The 17,285-nt window shown below is 72.3% G+C and carries 16 protein-coding genes; 9 read left to right on the top strand and 7 right to left on the bottom strand.

Features of this window, described 5'->3' with window-relative positions:
* Positions 1–116: 116 nt before the first annotated feature.
* The 3 genes from GHR20_RS33245 to GHR20_RS33235 all read right to left on the bottom strand — a co-directional run bounded on the left by GHR20_RS33245 (position 117) and on the right by GHR20_RS33235 (position 5,044).
* Positions 117–2,276, bottom strand: coding sequence for a hypothetical protein (locus GHR20_RS33245; protein ID WP_153815296.1), 2,160 nt, complete (start codon positions 2,274–2,276; stop codon positions 117–119).
* 298 nt (positions 2,277–2,574) lie between these two features.
* The gene (locus GHR20_RS33240) at positions 2,575–3,102 is read right to left on the bottom strand and encodes a hypothetical protein (protein WP_153815295.1); all 528 of its coding nucleotides are present in this window, start codon (positions 3,100–3,102) and stop codon (positions 2,575–2,577) included.
* A gap of 334 nt (positions 3,103–3,436) precedes the next feature.
* The gene (locus tag GHR20_RS33235) at positions 3,437–5,044 is read right to left on the bottom strand and encodes an adenosine deaminase (RefSeq protein ID WP_153815294.1); all 1,608 of its coding nucleotides are present in this window, start codon (positions 5,042–5,044) and stop codon (positions 3,437–3,439) included.
* Between the two features lie 211 nt (positions 5,045–5,255).
* Between GHR20_RS33235 and GHR20_RS33230 the strand changes: the two genes are divergently transcribed.
* Complete coding sequence (locus tag GHR20_RS33230) at positions 5,256–5,513, top strand: DUF5133 domain-containing protein (protein WP_153815293.1); 258 nt, start codon at positions 5,256–5,258, stop codon at positions 5,511–5,513.
* A 193-nt stretch (positions 5,514–5,706) separates the two neighbouring features.
* Positions 5,707–6,621, top strand: coding sequence for an SGNH/GDSL hydrolase family protein (locus GHR20_RS33225; RefSeq protein ID WP_153815292.1), 915 nt, complete (start codon positions 5,707–5,709; stop codon positions 6,619–6,621).
* Positions 6,622–6,686: 65 nt separating this feature from the next.
* Here the strand turns inward: GHR20_RS33225 and pgm are convergent, their stop codons facing one another.
* Positions 6,687–8,327, bottom strand: a complete 1,641-nt coding sequence (gene pgm, locus GHR20_RS33220; protein ID WP_153815291.1) for a phosphoglucomutase (alpha-D-glucose-1,6-bisphosphate-dependent) — start codon at positions 8,325–8,327, stop codon at positions 6,687–6,689.
* Positions 8,328–8,442: 115 nt separating this feature from the next.
* Positions 8,443–9,291 (bottom strand): chitosanase, encoded by an 849-nt coding sequence (locus GHR20_RS33215; protein WP_153815290.1) that lies wholly within the window; start codon positions 9,289–9,291, stop codon positions 8,443–8,445.
* A gap of 265 nt (positions 9,292–9,556) precedes the next feature.
* Here GHR20_RS33215 and mgrA point away from each other — a divergent pair, with 265 nt between their 5' ends.
* From mgrA to GHR20_RS33205, 3 genes are all read left to right on the top strand, one after another.
* Positions 9,557–10,600 (top strand): L-glyceraldehyde 3-phosphate reductase, encoded by a 1,044-nt coding sequence (mgrA, locus tag GHR20_RS33210; RefSeq protein WP_153815289.1) that lies wholly within the window; start codon positions 9,557–9,559, stop codon positions 10,598–10,600.
* Between the two features lie 108 nt (positions 10,601–10,708).
* Positions 10,709–10,882: a hypothetical protein gene (locus GHR20_RS36975; RefSeq protein WP_194859057.1), complete on the top strand. Its 174-nt coding sequence runs from the start codon at positions 10,709–10,711 to the stop codon at positions 10,880–10,882.
* A 35-nt stretch (positions 10,883–10,917) separates the two neighbouring features.
* Positions 10,918–11,562: a DedA family protein gene (locus GHR20_RS33205; RefSeq protein WP_153815288.1), complete on the top strand. Its 645-nt coding sequence runs from the start codon at positions 10,918–10,920 to the stop codon at positions 11,560–11,562.
* An 18-nt stretch (positions 11,563–11,580) separates the two neighbouring features.
* Here the strand turns inward: GHR20_RS33205 and GHR20_RS33200 are convergent, their stop codons facing one another.
* Both GHR20_RS33200 and GHR20_RS33195 read right to left on the bottom strand, forming a co-directional pair.
* Entirely contained in the window at positions 11,581–13,332 is a 1,752-nt protein-coding gene (locus GHR20_RS33200; protein ID WP_275549828.1) for an MFS transporter, read from the bottom strand.
* A gap of 35 nt (positions 13,333–13,367) precedes the next feature.
* Positions 13,368–13,844 (bottom strand): MarR family transcriptional regulator, encoded by a 477-nt coding sequence (locus GHR20_RS33195; protein ID WP_343336029.1) that lies wholly within the window; start codon positions 13,842–13,844, stop codon positions 13,368–13,370.
* A gap of 144 nt (positions 13,845–13,988) precedes the next feature.
* On the opposite strand from GHR20_RS33195, the gene GHR20_RS33190 reads away from it, so the two are divergent.
* The 4 genes from GHR20_RS33190 to nrfD all read left to right on the top strand — a co-directional run bounded on the left by GHR20_RS33190 (position 13,989) and on the right by nrfD (position 17,194).
* A complete protein-coding gene (locus GHR20_RS33190) occupies positions 13,989–14,162 on the top strand; it encodes a CsbD family protein (protein ID WP_111582642.1) in 174 nt (57 codons plus the stop codon).
* A gap of 255 nt (positions 14,163–14,417) precedes the next feature.
* Entirely contained in the window at positions 14,418–14,870 is a 453-nt protein-coding gene (locus tag GHR20_RS33185; protein WP_111582641.1) for an ATP-binding protein, read from the top strand.
* Between the two features lie 228 nt (positions 14,871–15,098).
* Positions 15,099–16,121, top strand: a complete 1,023-nt coding sequence (locus GHR20_RS33180) for a 4Fe-4S dicluster domain-containing protein (RefSeq protein ID WP_148025862.1) — start codon at positions 15,099–15,101, stop codon at positions 16,119–16,121.
* A complete protein-coding gene (gene nrfD, locus GHR20_RS33175; RefSeq protein ID WP_194859056.1) occupies positions 16,121–17,194 on the top strand; it encodes an NrfD/PsrC family molybdoenzyme membrane anchor subunit in 1,074 nt (357 codons plus the stop codon). Before GHR20_RS33180 ends, nrfD begins: the two co-directional genes overlap by 1 nt.
* Positions 17,195–17,285: the final 91 nt, after the last annotated feature.

Genomic DNA, 17,285 nt, shown 5'->3' with positions numbered 1-17,285 from the left:
GATCGGGCTCCACGGCCAGAGTTGTGGGGTGGTCGTGCGGGTCCCGGCCGCGTCGGGGCGGCCGGGAGCCGGGGCCCGTCCGAGGGTGACGGACGGGCCCTTGGGTCGGTGCGCGTTCAGTGCTGCGAGGAGTGCCTGACCTGGTGGCGCGGGGCGTACGGGACCTGCCGGGTGACGCCCTTGGGGAGCCTGGTGCGCGGGGCCGGTGCGGTGGCCGCCGGGTGGGTGTGGCCGTGGGTGCCGGGGGTGGTGGCGGGCGCGGCGGCCGGCAGGGTGAAGGTCTGCGCGAGGCCGAGGGAGGTGGTCCAGCCGGACAGTTCACCGCCGTAGGGGCTGCCGAAGGCGCCGAGACCGTAGGTGCTGCCGGTGGGCAGGGTGGCGTTGGTCAAGGTGCCGCCGGGCGCCTGGACGGTGACCGTGTTGCCGATGCGGTAGGCGGTGACCTGGCCGGCGTTCAGGGCGTTGGTCCAGGCGGTGCGGCGCTGGAGTTCGGTGCCGATGTCCTTCATCCGCAGGTTCACCAGCGGGGTGTTGGCGGCGAACAGGTTGGTGTAGCCGTCGAGCACACCGTTGAGGACCGGGTAGGCGATGCGGTCCTCGGTGAGGTTGGACTGGTGGATGAAGTGCGGCTTCGGGTCGTTGGAGAGCACGTGCCCGAGGTCGATACGGGTCTCCAGCGGCACGATGTAGTTCTGGTAGCCGGTGCCGGTGTCCAGCGGGGCGGGCAGGCACGTGGTGGTCGCGGGGTTGTCCTCGCACACCCCGCTGCCGCCCTGGGCGCGGCTGGTGTAGAGCCAGTTGTACTCGTCGGCCTCCTCGGACGCCTTGCCCGCGTTGTAGAAGACGTTCATCGGGTAGCGGGCGACCGTCGCGGCGGGGCCGACCTGGCGCTGCGCGGGGTCGCGGGAGGCGTCCGCGCCGAGCCACTTGACGCCGGTGTCGGTGAGCGCCGGGCCGAGGTTGGGGTTGTCGGCGGGCTGCTGCGGCAGGATGCGCATCCCGGAGTGCTCACCGGTGACCAACTCGGTGGAGTCCACGGGCAGTCCGTTGGTCAGGCCCCAAATGAGGTTGTTGGTGATCTCGTCGTCGATGGTCTGCCGGCCGACCCACTGGGTGCTGCCGTCGGCGTTGGTCTCGCACTTCCACGGCACCACGGTGGTGTCCTGCTCGCAGCCGAGGAAGGCGTGCGTGTAGGTGTGGTTGATCCAGCGGAACTTGTTGCGGTCGGCGATGAACTTGTCGGCGAGCTGGTCGACGCCGTTGTTGTCCGTGCGCTCATCGACGCTGCCGGAGCCGTTGAAGGCGAGGTCGAGGGTGAAGTTGTGGCTCTGCTCCCAGGCGGCGGCGTAGTCGACGTCCGCCGGGGTCATCCGGATCGGGCTCGGCGTGCCGGAGCTGTTGGTGCAGTCGACGTCGCCGGGCGTGCAGTTGAGCTGGGTGTCCCAGCGGTCGTCGGCCGCGAACACGTCGTCCACGTGCACGGCGAAGTAGTTGCGGGAGGCGCCGAGGTGCACCCCGCCGGTCATCCAGTCCACGATGCCGCGGGCCAGCAGCCGGAACTGCTGCTGGTACTGGTTGTAGACGAAGGTGATGACCAGCTCGCGCCGCCCGTCGTGCCGGTACTCGCCGACCAGCGAGCCCTGGGTGGTGGTGCCCGGGATGATCGCCTGCACGTACGGGGTGAAGTCCGCGCCGGGCGCGGGCGTCGACAGGTAGGCGTAACTCTCGCCCACGGTCGGCGAGTTGTCCTCGAAGGGCACGGCGCCCTTGAGGTAGTCGAAGGGTCCGGCCTTGCCCGCCGCGGTGACCTGGGCCTGGACGCCGTCGACGCTGCCGGAGTAGCCGCCGGTGGTCGGGACCTGGAGCCCGGCCTGGGGGCGGGCGTAGGTGTAGGCGTCGACCTGCGGGATGCCGTACGTCTGCTCGTAGGCGGCGAGCGCGCTCATCTCGGCGCTGCCGGCGGCGAACGGATTGTCGTTGGGCAGGACGACGGCCTGGTACTTGGCGCGGGCCCGGCCGTTCACGGTGTCGGCGAGGAAGCCGGCGTCGATGGTGGGGCGGCTGCCGCTGGTCAGGTCGACCTTCGTGAACGGCGTTCCCTCCGAGCTGAGTTCGGCGGCGATGGCGTCGGTGGCCGGGCCGCCGTCGCTCACCACCAGGACTCTGAGGTCGATACGCGGTGTGCCGCCGTCGGCCTGGGCCGGTCCGGCCTGGAGGCCGAGTGCGGCGATGAGCGCGCCCACCGTGAGCGTGGTGGTGCGAATGGTCCGCTTCATGCGGTGAAGTTCCCCTCCCCGGACAGGGGTGAGCACGGCTCGCATGGAGCGGACGCACCCCCTCGCACGACCCCGGCGTCCCCCTCAGAAGCCGGTCGTCGTGCATCCGTCGCGTCACATAGTGATGGATGTGTGTAGCTTTTGTGGTCGGGTCACGAAACCTGACGGAAAATGGCGGGTGTCCAACTGCCTTGTGACGCAACCCGATTGACCTTTTTCGCGTCCTGCCCCGGATCGCCCGGTGGACCGTCGGGTCCACCGGGCGACGTACCGGCCGCTGCGGGTGGTGCGAGGACCGTCAGGAACAGAGCACGCGCGTCTCGGGCGTGTAGACGGGGCCGCCGTTGCTGTTGGTGCCGTCGCTGAACTCGGCGTAGAAGTACGAGTAGAAGCCGATGTTGCCGTTGCAGCCGGAGTTGGCGGCGACCTGGAGGGTCAGGGTGACGGTACGGCTCTGGCCGGGCGGGATGGTGGTGCCGTAGTTGGTGCCGAGGTTGGTCGGGCCGGTGCCGGCGCAGGAGGTGGTGCTGCCGTCGGCGGCGGCCAGGGAGCAGCCGGCGAAGCTGTACTTCAGGTCCGGACGCTGGGTGGTCAGCCAGGTCGGATCGATCGTCTGGTAGACGAACAGGACGTCGTACGTCTTGTTGTTGGTCAGCGTCATCGACAGCTTGACCGAACCACCGGGGGTGGTGGTGGCGCTGTCGGTGCTGAAGGTGAGGGCGGCCGGGGCCGGGTCCGCACTGGCGAGGGTGCTGAAGCCGAAGACGGCGAGGACGGCGGCGAGGACGGCGGTGAGACCGAGGCGTCTCAGCAGAGGTGATCGCATGGCCCGGGAGGCTAGGCGCGGGGCGCGCGCCGCGTCTGCCCCGTCACGGGGAGCCGAAGCACGATCGGCCGAAAGTGGTTGTTCAGTGAAGGCGATGTGATGACGGTGTGACGATCTCACCGGAGAGGCATTGCCGCACGATACGGGCAGTGATGACAGAGGTGCATGGGGTGACCGGAAACGTCGTCGCAAAGCCGGGGTAATGGCGAAGACCCGACCCGCGCGCAGGCGTGGAATCGGGTCATCCGGTTGTACGACCGCACACTTCCCGGCCAATCGGTGAATTCCGGCCGCGCCGGTCCCCCGTGAGCGGACCGGCGCGACCGCGCAGGGGTCACCCCCGGGCGTGCGCCCGCTCGAACGCCGCGAACGCGGCCTCCTGGCGCCACTCCAGGCGCGCCCTGGCGCTGCCGTCGAGGAGCCGCCGGCAGGCCGCTCCGCGCACGGGCTGTCCGGGGCGCTCGGCGCGGCAGGCCGCGACCGGGTGGTAGCCCTGGGCGGTGGGGTTGCCCTGCCACAGGCTCGCGCCGGGCAGGAAGGCGTACTGGAGGGAGGCGCGCGCCAGGTCCTTCAGCTCCGGGTAGCCGAGGCCGTAGGTGGCCGCGGCGTACTGGTACTCGTGGCTGATGTCGATGCGCGAGACACCGGGGTCGTCGGTGGCGAGGACGACCGGGACGCCGTAGCGGCGGTACGTGGTGAAGGGGTGCTCCGCGCCCTTGACGCCGAGGATCTGGGCGTTGCTGGAGAAGGGCACCTCGACGGCGATCTGCCGGGCCGCCATGGTGCGGGCGGTGCGCCGCCAGTCGTCCTCGTGGACGAGGTCGACGCCGTGTCCGACGCGCTGGGTGTGCGCGACGTCCACCGCCTCGGCGATATGGAACTTCAGCGCCTCGGGCTTGACCAGCCCGGGCCACAACTCGCCCGCGTGCAGGGTGACATGGGCCTTCGGGTACACGGTGCGCAGATAGCCGACCATGCGCATCTGGAGGCGGTAGTTCGCCAGCGAGCTGTCCCAGTCCTCCGGCTGCACCAGGTTGACGGCGACGAAGCGGGAGTCCGCCTCGGCGAGCCGCATGCCGAGGTCCAGCTGGGTGAAGACCCGCACCGGTGAACTGCCCCGGGACGCCTGGGAGATCCAGCGGACGGTGAGCCCGCAGGCGGGCCGGGCCTTGGCGGTGCCGCAGTGCTCGGTGGCCCGGAACTCGGCGTCGCCGTCGTCGGCCTCCTTGCGGGCGTCCGCCACCAGCTTGTCCAGCTTGCCGCCCGCGGCCAGCTTGCGGTGCAGGGCGGTGAGATCGGCGTCCCAGCCCACCTGGTCGGCGAGCTGCTTGGCGCCGTCGGAGGCGGGGGTGACCATCGTCTCCAGGTACGACTGGTTGTTCGCGACGACGGTGTCGGCGACCTGGGCGAGCAGCTTGCCCCGGTGCCGCCAGGTGACCTCGCCGAACTTGCCGAACGTGTCGAAGAAGTGGTCGTGCCCGTTCTCGCCGGGCGGGAAGTCCTGCATGGACCAGGCGCGCACGATCGCGTCGTGGAAGGCGCGGTCGGTGCGGGCGTCGGCGGCCGGCCGGGTGCCGGGGCCGCAGGGCGGGGCGACGGCGGTCATCGTGGCGTCGACGCACAGGCCGTCCTCGGCGGCCAGCTCGATGAGGTAGTCCGTGCTCACCGCTCCGGAGAGGTGGTTGTGCAGGTCCCCGCCCTTGGGGAGCTGCCGGAAGAAGGCCCGCAGGGCCGCGGGCCGGTCCTCGACCGAGCGGAGATAAGCGTCGGTCCGCGCCTCGGCGGCCGTGGCCTGCCGGGACGGCGGCGCGGCGGCCCGGGCCCCCGCATGCGCGGGCTGCGCGGCGGCGGGCAGGGCGGACAGCAGGGACAGGACACTGAGGGTGCCGAGCACGGCCGGAACGACGCGGCGCGGTACGGCACTTCGGGTGGGCAGACTCACAGGTGCATGATCGGCGAAGGAATGCCGCGCCGGGGGCGCGACCGGCGCATCGCGACCGGAGAGCACCCGTGCGGGTGACGTATCCGACTCCCTGTCCGGTAAGGACGGTGCGCGCGGAACCGGGGACCATCGGGGTGGCATGCCGGGCGCCGGCCCGGGTATTCGCGCCTGCGACGTCGTACACCGGCGACATACCAGGAGGCCGACCCCCATGCTGATGGCACACCCCGCCGTACTGAAGGACCTCATCACCCAGTACGAGACCCTCACCCTGCTCGGCGCCGAGGAGAGCACCCCGGGGACGCAGCAGCGGCTCGCGGACATCTCGTACACCCTGTGCGTGGCCACCGGGACGCGGGATGTCGACATGGCCCTGATAGCGGCGCACCACCGGCTGTCCGGGGCCCGCCCGGAGGACGACTCCCTGCTCCAGGACTCCGTGCCGGCCGTCGCCGCGTCCGGCGCCTGAGGCCGGGCGCGGGGCCGCACACCGCCGCCGTCACCTCGCCCCCCAGCGGCTCCCCCGCCGCGCTCCCCCCGAACTCATGGGCTCCCGCTTCTGGTCGGCGGGAGCTGCCGGACGGTATACAGACCCGGTCCATCGCGTGCGCGCCGCTCCATCGCGGCCCGTCCGCGCCGTGTACCGGTCCCAGGGGGGAACGATGACGAACGACGCACGTCCGGCGGGCGGGACGAGAGCACGGCGGCGGGCCGCGGTGCTGGCGGCGGTGGGCGGATGCGCCCTGGTCGCGGCCGGCACCACGCCGGCCGCCGCGCACCCGGCGGGCCACGGCCACCGCCTCGCCTATGTGGCGCTCGGCGACTCCTACACCTCGGGTCCGGGCATACCCACCCAGGTGGGCGCCGGCTGTGCCCGCTCCGACCGCAACTACCCCTCGCTGGTGGCGCGTCGGGTGCGGCCGACGACGCTCACGGACGTCAGCTGCTCGGGCGCGACGACCGTGCAGATGTGGCAGGCGCAGGGCACCAACCGGCCCCAGCTGGACGCCGTGTCACGCCACACCGACCTGGTGTCGCTCCAGATAGGCGGCAACGACGTCGGGTTCGGCGCCATCATCGCCACCTGCGCCCGCCTCGGCGTCCAGGACCCTGCGGGCAGTCCCTGCGAGCGCTTCTACGAGGCGTCCGGGCAGGACGCGCTGGCGCTCGCGGTGCGGCAGACCGCGCCGAAGATCACCGAGATACTGCGGGCCGTGCACGCGCGGGCGCCGCACGCCCGGGTCGTGGTCGTCGGCTACCCCGATCTGCTGCCCGACGACGGGGTCGGCTGCTTCCCCCAAGTCCCCTTCGCACAAGGTGACTTCGCCTATCTGCGGGACACCGAGAAGCGGCTGAACCTGATGCTGCGCACGGTCGCCGGGCGCAACCGCGCCGCGTACGCGGACACCTACGGCCCGACCGTCGGCCACGACATGTGCAAGGCGCCCGCGGACCGCTGGATCGAGCCGCTCCAGCCGGCCGCGCCCGCCGCCCCGGCGCACCCCAACGCCCGGGGCGAGGAGGCCATGGCGGGGGCGGTCCTGCACCGGCTCGCGGGGAACCGCGGGCACCGCTGAGTACGACCGGCGGCCTCCGCTCATCGGCGTGGAGGCCGCCGGTCCCGGCACCGGCGGGCCGTCGCTCAGCCGCCGAGCGCGCTCTGCACCACCGCTCGGGCCTCCTGCTGCACCCGGGCCAGATGGTCCTGGCCGAGGAAGGACTCGGCGTAGATCTTGTAGACGTCCTCGGTGCCCGAGGGGCGGGCCGCGAACCAGGCGTTCTCGGTGCTGACCTTGATGCCGCCGATGGCCGCGCCGTTGCCGGGCGCCTCGGTGAGCACCGCGCCGACCGGTTCCCCGGCGAGGGTGTCCGCGGTGACCTGGGCCGGCGACAACTTGCCGAGCAGCGCCTTCTGTTCGCGGGTGGCGGGGGCGTCGATGCGGGCGTAGGCGGGCTCGCCGAAGCGCGCGGTCAGCGCCGCGTAGTGCTCGGAGGGGGTGCGGTCCGTGACGGCGGTGATCTCGGCGGCGAGCAGGGCGAGGATGATGCCGTCCTTGTCGGTGGTCCACACCGAGCCGTCCCGGCGCAGGAAGGAGGCGCCGGCCGACTCCTCGCCGCCGAAGCCGAGTTCCCCGCCGATCAGGCCGTCCACGAACCACTTGAAGCCGACGGGCACTTCGACCAGGCGGCGGCCGAGGTCGGCGGCGACCCGGTCGATCATGGTGGAGGACACCAGGGTCTTGCCCACGCCCGCCCCGGCGGACCAGTGCTCGCGGTGCCGGAAGAGGTAGTCGATGGCGACCGCGAGGTAGTGGTTGGGGTTCATCAGGCCCGCGTCCGGGGTGACGATGCCGTGCCGGTCGGCGTCGGCGTCGTTGCCGGTGGCGATGCGGTAGGTGTCGCGCCGCTCGATCAGCGAGGCCATCGCGTAGGGCGAGGAGCAGTCCATGCGGATCTGGCCGTCCCAGTCCAGCGTCATGAACCGCCAGGTGGGGTCGGTCTCCGGGTTGACCACCGTGAGGTCGATGCGGTGCCGCTCCGCGATCCGGCCCCAGTAGGCGACCGAGGCGCCGCCGAGCGGGTCGGCGCCGATGCGCACCCCGGCCGCGCGGATCGCGTCGAGGTCCAGGACGGCGGGCAGGTCGTCGACGTAGGTGCCGAGGAAGTCGTGGCGGACGGTGGTGTCCGCGGCGAGCGCGCGGGCGTACGGCAGCCGTCGTACGTCCTTCAGGCCGCCGGTGATGATCTCGTTGGCGCGGTCCTGGATCCAGGAGGTGGCGGCGGAGGCGGCCGGGCCGCCGCTCGGCGGGTTGTACTTGAAGCCGCCGTCGGCGGGCGGATTGTGCGAGGGGGTCACGACCACGCCGTCGGCGAGCCCGGTGGCGCGGCCCCGGTTGTGGGTGAGGATGGCGTGCGAGACGGCGGGGGTGGGCGTGTAGCCGTCCGCGCTGTCGATGAGCACGGTCACGCCGTTCGCGGCGAACACCTCCAGCGCGGTGACCTTCGCGGGCTCCGACAGGGCGTGGGTGTCGGCGCCCAGGAAGAGCGGGCCGTCGGTGCCCTGCGCGGCGCGGTACTCGCAGATGGCCTGGCTGGTGGCGGCGATGTGGTCCTCGTTGAAGGCGCTCGCCAGGGACGAGCCCCGGTGGCCCGAGGTGCCGAACGCCACCCGCTGGGCCGGGTCGGCCGGGTCCGGGTGCAGCGCGTAGTACGCCGTGACCAGCCTCGCCACATCGACAAGATCCTCGGGACCGGCCGGCCGGCCGGCTCGCTCGTGCGCCATGGATGCGTTCCTCCGCGTCGGTTTCGGTCGCTCGCTGAAGCCCATCTTTGCTCGTCAGGGCGCTGCCACGCGAGTCCGCACGGGCCGGGGGCGAGCACCGCGCGAGGACGCGTCGTCAGCCGATGTGGTAACTGTCCCCGTAGACCTTCCAGTCGAGCGGCGTCTTCAGGTCGAAGTTGCCCTTGCGCAGGAAGACCCTTTGTTCGGTGTCGACACGGGTGGTGTCGCTGTGGGCCTCCTCCTGCTTCATGGCCCAGACCCGGGCGTCGAGGAAGGCGCCGAGGTACGCCGTCTCGTCGCCGCCCCGCGCCGGGGGCTGGGCGGTACGCAGGGCCCGCTTACGGATGTTGCGGAAGCTGGTGGGGTCGTCGCCGTCGCCGTGCATCACGAGGGCGTCGTAGTAGCAGAACTGGCCGAGGGCGCGCAGTTTGTCGGTCTTGCCCTGGACGACGGCGGGGCCGAAGTACACGCGGTCGCGCTCGTCGTCCTGGCACGTCCGGAACACCGTGTCCCGCGCCGCCTTGCGCCAGTCCCCGGGGAAGTCCGGGTCGAGTCCGGAGTGCGAGTCGCCGCCGTTCACCTTGCGCAGCGCGGGCAGGTACTCGGCGAGGACGTTGCCCGGCGCGCGGTCGGCGTAGAGCTGGACGAGGTCGAGCATGTCGCCGGTGCCGGAGCAGAAGCCGATGATGCCGGCGGTGTAGCCCCGGCCGTCGCCGATGTCCTCGATGTACTGGTACTGGGCCTTCCAGTCCAGCGAGGAGTTCTCCGCGCTCGACACCAGCTTCATCGCGATCTCCTTCTTGGCGGGATCGTCGAGGCCGGTCGCGGCGGCGGTGCGGGCCTGTGCGGCGACGGCGCACGGGACACCGAGCGCGGCACCGGCGGCCACGGCGCCGAGCGCGGCGACGACGGTACGGCGGGAGAGGCGGGCGGAGGGGGCTGAATCGCGGTGTTCATGCACCACTGGGCTCCAAGTGAATGTGGGGGGTGGCGAGTTGGGCCAGTACAGGGCGCGCCCAGTACTGGTAGGAAAGTTTCCTATCAGACTCGGGGAGGACCGGTAACCCGGCCCGCGCGAAGTTCATAGGATCGGACAGTCCCGCACTCAGAAACCGGACCGCTCAATCCCATCCGGCTCCGCAATTGGACTTATGGATCACCTCGGCGCAGGGTGGACAGACCCCCTCGCCCCCCTGGGGCATCCGTACCGCACCACCCGGAGACACCCGATGACCCACGTCGCGGACCCCGCTCGCTACGACGGCACCATGCGCTACCGGCGCACCGGCCGCTCAGGGCTCGACCTGCCGGTCCTGTCCCTGGGCTACTGGCACAACTTCGGCGACGACCGCGCCTTCGAGACCCAGCGCGAGATCGCCCTGCGCGCCTTCGACCTGGGGATCACCCACCATGACCTGGCGAACAACTACGGCCCGCCGTACGGCTCGGCGGAGGCCAACTTCGGCCGGCTGATGCGGCAGGACCTCGCGCCGTACCGCGACGAGATGGTGATCTCCACCAAGGCGGGCTGGGACATGTGGCCGGGCCCCTACGGGCAGGGCGGCGGGTCCCGCAAGTACCTGCTGGCCTCGCTGGACCAGTCGCTGCGCCGGATGGGCGTGGACTACGTGGACATCTTCTACTCCCACCGGCTCGACGCGAGCACGCCGCTGGAGGAGACGATGGGCGCCCTCGACACGGCCGTGCGCCAGGGCAAGGCGCTCTACGTGGGCATCTCCTCCTACGACGCCGAGCGCACCCGGCAGGCCGCCGCGATCCTGCGCGACCTCGGCACCCCGCTGCTGATCCACCAGCCGTCGTACAACATGTTCAACCGCTGGATCGAGTCCGAGGGCCTGCTGGACGTCGCCCAGGAGGAGGGCTTCGGTGTCATCGGCTTCACGGCGCTCGCCCAGGGGCTGCTGACCGGCCGCTACCTGGACGGTGTGCCGGGTGACTCGCGGGCCGCGCGCGGCGACTCCTTCGACCGCTCCTGGCTGACCGAGGACGTGCTGCGCCGGCTGCGCGCCCTGAACGACCTCGCGGCCCGGCGCGGCCAGACCCTGGCCCAGCTGGCGCTCGCCTGGGCACTGCGCGACCAGCGGGTGACGTCCCTGGTCATCGGCGCCTCCCGCACCGAGCAGCTGGAACAGAACGTGGCCGCGCTGGAGAACCTCGACTTCACCGACGAGGAACTGGCCGAGATCGACACGTACGCCGCCGACGGCGGTGTCGACCTGTGGCGCGAGGCCCGGCTGGGAAATCTCGACTGACCCCGGGAAGTGTGACGCACCTCACAGAAAACAGGGATAAATAAGACTTAATCTGGCAACCCGGACATTCTTACGACTCCCTCCACCCCGCAAGGAGCCGCTCGCCGCATGGTGCACGCAGCCCGCCCCAGCCACGTCCCGCCGCCCCACCCGGACCTGAACCGCGCCCGCGACTGCGAGCGCTGCCTCGGCTGGGGGACCGTCGTCAGCCGCGACGGCGAGCACGAGCTGTGTCCCAGTTGCCAGCGAGCCCCCAGAGGCGCCCAGGGCCCGGCCCTCTGAGGGCCCCCGGCGCCGCCGCCCCGTACCGTTGAGGCATGGCCGCCCCTCCGCTTCCGGGACCACTGGCCCATCTGGCGCCGCTGCTCGGCCACTACGGCTACTGGGCCGTGGGGGCCGTGATCCTCGTGGAGGACTTCGGCATCCCGGCACCCGGTGAGACGATCCTGCTCGCCGCCGGGGTGTACGCGGGCGCGGGTGAGCTGGACGTCGTCAAGGTGGCCCTCATCGCGTTCGCCGCGGCCGTGGTCGGGGACAACATCGGTTATCTGATCGGCCACTTCGGCGGACGCGCCTTCGTGCACCGCTGGGGGAAGTATGTCTTCCTGACCCCGAAGCGGTTCGCCGCCGCCGAGGACTTCTTCACCCGGCACGGCGGCGTGATCGTGACCGTGGCCCGGTTCGTCGAGGGCCTGCGGCAGGCCAACGGCATCGTCGCGGGCACCTCGGGCATGCACTGGCGCCGCTTCCTCGCCTTCAACGCCCTCGGCGCCGCCCTGTGGGTGGGCCTGTGGACCACCCTGGCCTATCTGGCGGGCAGCCACATCGACGCGGTGTACGAGGAGATCAAGCGCTACGAGCTCTATTTCCTGCTGGCCCTCGCGGTCCTGGTCCTCGCGCTCGTGGCCCGCCATGTCCTACGACGGCGCCACGCGCGCGCGGACTCGGGGGGTCCCGGCTGACTCCAGGGGCCCGGAGCCTCAGGAGGGGCGGGCCGCCCCGCTCGGCTTCGGCGCGGCCTGCCCGGGTCCGGGCGCCGGCGTCTCGTCGGCCCGTTCGTGGCCGCCGCGCAGCGCGGAGGCCACGGCGGAGACCAGGGCCATCCCGGCGGCCACGCTGAAGACGATGGTCAGGCCGTGGTGGAAGGGGCCGGAGACCAGTTCGGGGAAGAACGTGTGACCGGTCAGGGTGGCGCGCTGGGCGGCGGTCAGCCGGTCCAGGGTGTGGCCCGCGAGCAGATGGCCGACGGGGTTGTCGCCGAGGAACGTCGCGAACAGGGTGCTCACCGGCGGCAGCGAGGCCACCTGGTGCGCGGTCGCGGCGGGCACACCGTGCGCCGCGAGGCCGCCGCTCAGCGTCTTCGGCAGGGTGGCGGCGAGGCCGGAGACCATCAGCGAGAAGAACACGCCGATGGACAGGGCCGTACCGGAGTTCTGGAAGGTGGAGCGCATCCCGGAGGCCACGCCCCGGTACCTCGCCGGCACGCTGCCCATGATCGAGGAGGTGTTGGGCGAGGAGAACATGCCCTGGCCCAGCCCGTTGAGCAGCAACAGCGCGGCGAACGGGCCGTAGGCGAAGTCCACCGGCAGGGCCAGCAGCCCGAGGAAGGACCCGGCGACCACCAGCAGCCCGGCGGTGGAGAAGATCCGGGCGCCGAACCGGTCGGAGAGGTAGCCGGAGACGGGACCGGCGAGCAGGAAGCCGAGGGTGAGCGGCAGCATGAAGATGCCCGCCCACAGCGGGGTGTCCTCGAAGTCGTAGCCGTGCAGCGGCAGCCAGATGCCCTGGAGCCAGATGATCAGCATGAACTGGAGCCCGCCGCGGGCGATCGCGGTCAGCAGGGCGGCGAGGTTGCCCGCCGCGAAGGCCCGCACCGTGAACAGCGAGAGGCGGAACATCGGCTCGGCGACCTTGTTCTCCACCACGCAGAAGACGAGCAGCAGGCACACGCCGCCGATCAGCCCGGTGAGGACGAGCGGGTTGGTCCAGCCGGTGGGGTGGCCGCCGTAGGGCTGGATGCCGTAGGTGATGCCGGCCAGCAGGATGCCGGCGCCGGAGGCGAAGGTGATGTTGCCCAGCCAGTCGACCCGGCCGCGCCCGCCGGCCGCGGTCTCGCGCAGGCTCAGGTACGACCAGACGGTGCCGGTGACACTGATCGGGACGCTCACCCAGAACACGGCCCGCCAGTCCACGGCGGCCAGCAGACCGCCGGCGAGCAGGCCGAGGAACTGCCCGGCGAGCGCGGTGATCTGGTTGATGCCGAGCGCCATGCCGCGCTGCCGGGAGGGGAAGGCGTCGGTGAGGATCGCGGCCGAGTTGGCGGTGAGCATGGAGCCGCCGAACGCCTGGACGACGCGCCACAGGATCAGCCACAGCGCGCCCGCCCCGGCCCGGAAGGGATCGAGGGACAGGGCGACGGAGGCGATGGCGAAGACCAGGAAGCCCAGGTTGTAGATGCGCACCCGGCCGAACATGTCGCCGAGCCGGCCGAGGACCACCACCAGCACGGCCGAGACCAGCAGGTAGCCGAGGACCATCCACAGCAGATAGCCGATGTTGCCCGGGGCGAGCGGGTCCAGGCCGATGCCCCGGAAGATGGCCGGCAGCGAGATGATCACGATGGAGGCGTCCATCGTGGCGATCAGGACGCCGAGCGTGGTGTTGGACAGGGCGACCCACTTGTAGCCGGGGCCGGGCGGGGTGTCCCGCTGCCGGGCCGAGCGGGCGAGCAGCCGGGCGCGTATGCCGCCCGCGGGCGTATCGGCGCTCACAGCTGTTCCGCCAGTCGGTCGAGGAGGGGCAGTACGTCGGTCAGGGCCTGCCGCTCCCGGGGGGTGAACCCGTCCAGGGCGTGGGCGAGGCGGTCGGCGGACTCGGAGCGGCGCCGCTCCAGCACGGTCCGGCCCTCCTCGGTGATCGCGATGACGGCCCGGCGCCGGTCGGCCGGATCAGGCGCCCGGCTGACCAGGCCCCGCTGCTCCAGACCGGCCAGGGTGCCGGCCATCGCCTGCGGCCGCACCCGCTCCAGTTCGGCGAGCGCGCCCGGCGAGTCGGGCCCGCTGCCGGAGAGCCGGGCCAGCACCGAGGCGCCGGAGAGGGTCAGGTCGCCCACCGCGTGGGCCTGGCGCAGCCTGCGCACGATCCGGCCCATGGCCAGCCGGAGCGCGCCCGCGAGCGCGCCGGTCCCCGGGTCGCCGCCCGGGCCCGTGGCGGCTGCCGCCATGTCTTCTGTCGCCGCGTTCATGATTAGTAACAATAGGTTTAGCAGTCTTGCCTGTACAACCAAGGGAGAGCAATCGGTTGAGGGCGGGCAATCGGTTTGAGGGGCGTCGCAGTGGCAAACCGAAAGGCGAACGGACTTCACGCGACGTCGGGATGGGAGACTCACATGGCAGGCGACCAGAAGGCCAAGGGCAAGGCGGAGCAGGCCAAGGGCAAGGCCAAGGAGACCGTCGGCCGCGCCGTCGGCAACGAGAAGATGGAGGCCGAGGGCAAGATGGAAGGCGCGAAGGGCGATGCCCGGCAGGCCAAGGAGAAGGCGAAGGACACCTTCAAACACTGAGGCCGGCCGTCGGCCATGGCGCTGACCCGGACGATCGACTCCAGCGGGTCCCGGGAATCCGCTCCTGCGGATTCCCGGGACCCGTTGTCGCGTCCGGCACCCGCTCCCAGCAGGGACTCGTGTGCAACCGAAGGATTCCCGGTGCACGTCCCCTTGATCGATGGGCCAGCGGGTAGCCGAGCTGACAGGACGGCACGTTCCCCGCACGCTCGCAGGAAGGGACCCCGAACCCCGGAGGGAAAAGGGCGACGAGGTATGGACATCTCGCTGAGGACGCACCCGAGGACGCAGGATCTGGGCTACAGCCGCACCTGGGACACCGGCATGTGCAGCAGCGCCGACGCGCGTGACGCCGTCGCCGCCCTGCTCGGCTCGGCACGCCCGGCGCCGTTGCGGCGCTCGGTCCAGGACGCGCAGCTTGTCGTGAGCGAACTGGTGACCAACGCGGAGAAACACGCGCCGGGCCCGTGCGCGCTCAGCCTGGAGCTGAGGCCCGGCACGCACGCGCTGCGCATCTGTGTGACGGACAGCTCCACCTCACCGCCGCATCATCGTCCGCCCGACCCCGGCCGGGTCGGCGGCCACGGTCTGCATCTGGTGACGATGCTCTCGCGGGACCTGGAGGTGACGGTGCTGCCGGAGGGCAAGCGGGTCACCGCGACGGTGCCGCTCGTCACCGAGGGCGGCGGGCCGCGGAGCGACGGATGAGCACACGCCACGGCGGCCGGCCTGGCGGCTGACCACGCACCACGGCGCTCGACCGCGCGGACGACGGGCGAAGCCGCTCCGGGCGCGTGACACCGTTCCGGGCGCGCGGAGCCCGGGCACCCGTGCCACGCTCGGGGGAGACCACGGGTCCCCCTTGAGGGGTCGGCGCCCCACAGCCCGCCTGTGCCGGTCCCCATGGGAAGCCACTCGTGAGCGAGGAGGCATGCCATGGGCGACGGCCCGAAGGTCCACGGGAACCAGTGGTACGGCCCCCAGCCGGACGTGGCCGGCGCCTCCGGCTATCCGGACGCGCCACCGAGGATGGGGTTCTTCACCGACACCTCGGTGTGCATCGGCTGCAAGGCGTGCGAGGTGGCCTGCAAGGAGTGGAACGCGGTCCCGGAGGACGGCCTCGAACTGACCGGCATGTCCTACGACAACACACGGACCCTGAACGCCGACACCTGGCGGCACGTGGCGTTCATCGAGCAGCGCGCACCGTTCGGCGGGCAAGAACCCGGCGTCCATCACGAGGACACGGACGTCTTCGCGGCGGCCGCGCGACTCGGCACCGGCGCCTCCTCCCCCGGTCCCGGCGCCACCGCTCCCCCGCCGGAGCGGGCCCCCGAGGGCGCCCCCGCCGGGCGGATCTCCCCGCTCTCCCCCGACGGCCGCACCGAGCTGCGCTGGCTGATGGCCTCGGACGTGTGCAAGCACTGCACCCACGCGGCCTGTCTCGACGTGTGCCCCACCGGGGCGCTGTTCCGTACCGAGTTCGGGACGGTCGTGGTGCAGTCGGACATCTGCAACGGCTGCGGCTACTGCGTGCCCGCCTGCCCGTACGGCGTCATCGACCAGCGCGCGGACGACGGCCGGGTGTGGAAGTGCACGCTGTGCTACGACCGGCTCGGCGTCGGCATGGAGCCCGCCTGCGCCAAGGCGTGCCCCACGGACTCCATCCAGTTCGGGCCGCTGGACGAGCTGCGGGAGCGGGCGGCGGACCGGGTGACGCGGCTGCACGCGACCGGGGTGGCGGACGCCCGGCTGTACGGGCAGGACCCGGGGGACGGGGTCGGCGGCGACGGTGCCTTCTTCCTGCTGCTCGACGAGCCCGAGGTCTACGGGCTGCCCCCGGACCCGGTGGTCACCACCCGGGACCTGCCCGACATGTGGCGGCACGCGGCGCTGGCGGCGGTGACGCTGGTGGGGCTCGCGGTGGGCGGCTTCGCCGGACGTCCGAGGAGGGCGTGATGACCGGGCCGCAGGCCGGGCGGGGCGGCGCCGAGGGGGGAAAGGGAGGCGGACGGGCGGGCCGGGAGGCGCCGACCGGGGCGTACGCGGGGCGCCGGCGTCGGCGGCGCGGGCGGGGCGAGCAGCCGATGGTCCCGGACGCGTCCTTCTCGTCGTACTACGGCAGACCGGTGCTGAACAAGCCCACGTGGAAGGCGCTGGACATCGCCGGGTACCTGTACCTCGGCGGGCTCGCGGGGGCCTCCTCGCTGCTGGCGGCGGGGGCTGAGCTGACGGGCCGGCCGGGGCTCGCGGCACCGGCGAAAGTGGGGGCGGCCGGGGCGATCTCGCTGTCGCTGGCCGCGCTGGTGCACGATCTGGGCCGCCCGGCGCGGTTTTTGAACATGCTGCGGGTGTTCAAGCCGACCTCGCCGATGAGCGTGGGCTCCTGGCTCCTCGTGGGGTACGCACCCCTGACCATGGCCGCCGCGGCCTTCGAAACGGCGGGCCGCTACCGGCTGTTGGGTGCCACCGCCACCGAAGTGGCCCGCCGTCACCGGCTGGTGGGCTCGGCGGCCACGGTCGCTGCGGCGGTGCTCGGGCCCGCCGTGGCCACGTACACCGCGGTCCTGCTGTCGGACACGGCGGTCCCCTCCTGGCACGAGGGCTACCGCCAGCTCCCGTTCGTCTTCGCGGGTTCCGCCGCGGCCGCCGCGTCCGGTCTGGCACTGGCCACCGCGCCGGTCGGGCAGGCGGGACCGGCCCGCCGGACGGCGCTGCTCGGCGCCGGGCTGGAGCTGGGCGCCTTCCAGCTGATGAAGCGGCGGATGGGGATCACGGCCGAACCCTTCGACCGGGGCCGGCCCCGGCTCCTGCTCCGCGCCTGCGAGGCCCTGACCGTCACCGGTGCCGCCCTGGCCCTCCTCTCCGGCCGCCTGCGCGACCGCCGCGTGGCACTGGCCGCCGGTACCGCCCTCCTCACCGGCTCGGCGGCCCTGCGCTTCGGCGTCTTCCACGCCGGGGTGGCCTCGGCGGAGGACCCGCGCTACACGGTCGTACCGCAGCGGGAGAGGCTTCGCGCGCAAGGGAGTTGAGCGGGCCCCCGGTCACGGCAGCAGGAGGGCGTCCCCCCGGATGCCGATGGGCAGGGGAACTGCCTTCCGGCGCGGGCAATGCAGGGTGCCA

The sequence above is a fragment of the Streptomyces sp. SUK 48 genome, from assembly GCF_009650765.1.
Lineage (GTDB): Bacteria > Actinomycetota > Actinomycetes > Streptomycetales > Streptomycetaceae > Streptomyces.
The sequence above is the reverse complement of the archived record's forward strand: the minus strand, read 5'-3'. Positions and strand labels throughout refer to the sequence as shown.

What these genes read in the sequence shown, in the direction of transcription:
- GHR20_RS33245 (WP_153815296.1), bottom strand. Translation starts at nt 2,276, where the DNA reads ATGAAGCGGACCATTCGCACCACCACGCTCACGGTGGGCGCGCTCATC.
- GHR20_RS33240 (WP_153815295.1), bottom strand. Translation starts at nt 3,102, where the DNA reads ATGCGATCACCTCTGCTGAGACGCCTCGGTCTCACCGCCGTCCTCGCC.
- GHR20_RS33230 (WP_153815293.1), top strand. Translation starts at nt 5,256, where the DNA reads ATGCTGATGGCACACCCCGCCGTACTGAAGGACCTCATCACCCAGTAC.
- GHR20_RS33225 (WP_153815292.1), top strand. Translation starts at nt 5,707, where the DNA reads ATGACGAACGACGCACGTCCGGCGGGCGGGACGAGAGCACGGCGGCGG.
- pgm (WP_153815291.1), bottom strand. Translation starts at nt 8,327, where the DNA reads ATGGCGCACGAGCGAGCCGGCCGGCCGGCCGGTCCCGAGGATCTTGTC.
- mgrA (WP_153815289.1), top strand. Translation starts at nt 9,557, where the DNA reads ATGACCCACGTCGCGGACCCCGCTCGCTACGACGGCACCATGCGCTAC.
- GHR20_RS36975 (WP_194859057.1), top strand. Translation starts at nt 10,709, where the DNA reads ATGGTGCACGCAGCCCGCCCCAGCCACGTCCCGCCGCCCCACCCGGAC.
- GHR20_RS33205 (WP_153815288.1), top strand. Translation starts at nt 10,918, where the DNA reads ATGGCCGCCCCTCCGCTTCCGGGACCACTGGCCCATCTGGCGCCGCTG.
- GHR20_RS33195 (WP_343336029.1), bottom strand. Translation starts at nt 13,844, where the DNA reads ATGAACGCGGCGACAGAAGACATGGCGGCAGCCGCCACGGGCCCGGGC.
- GHR20_RS33190 (WP_111582642.1), top strand. Translation starts at nt 13,989, where the DNA reads ATGGCAGGCGACCAGAAGGCCAAGGGCAAGGCGGAGCAGGCCAAGGGC.
- GHR20_RS33185 (WP_111582641.1), top strand. Translation starts at nt 14,418, where the DNA reads ATGGACATCTCGCTGAGGACGCACCCGAGGACGCAGGATCTGGGCTAC.
- GHR20_RS33180 (WP_148025862.1), top strand. Translation starts at nt 15,099, where the DNA reads ATGGGCGACGGCCCGAAGGTCCACGGGAACCAGTGGTACGGCCCCCAG.
- nrfD (WP_194859056.1), top strand. Translation starts at nt 16,121, where the DNA reads ATGACCGGGCCGCAGGCCGGGCGGGGCGGCGCCGAGGGGGGAAAGGGA.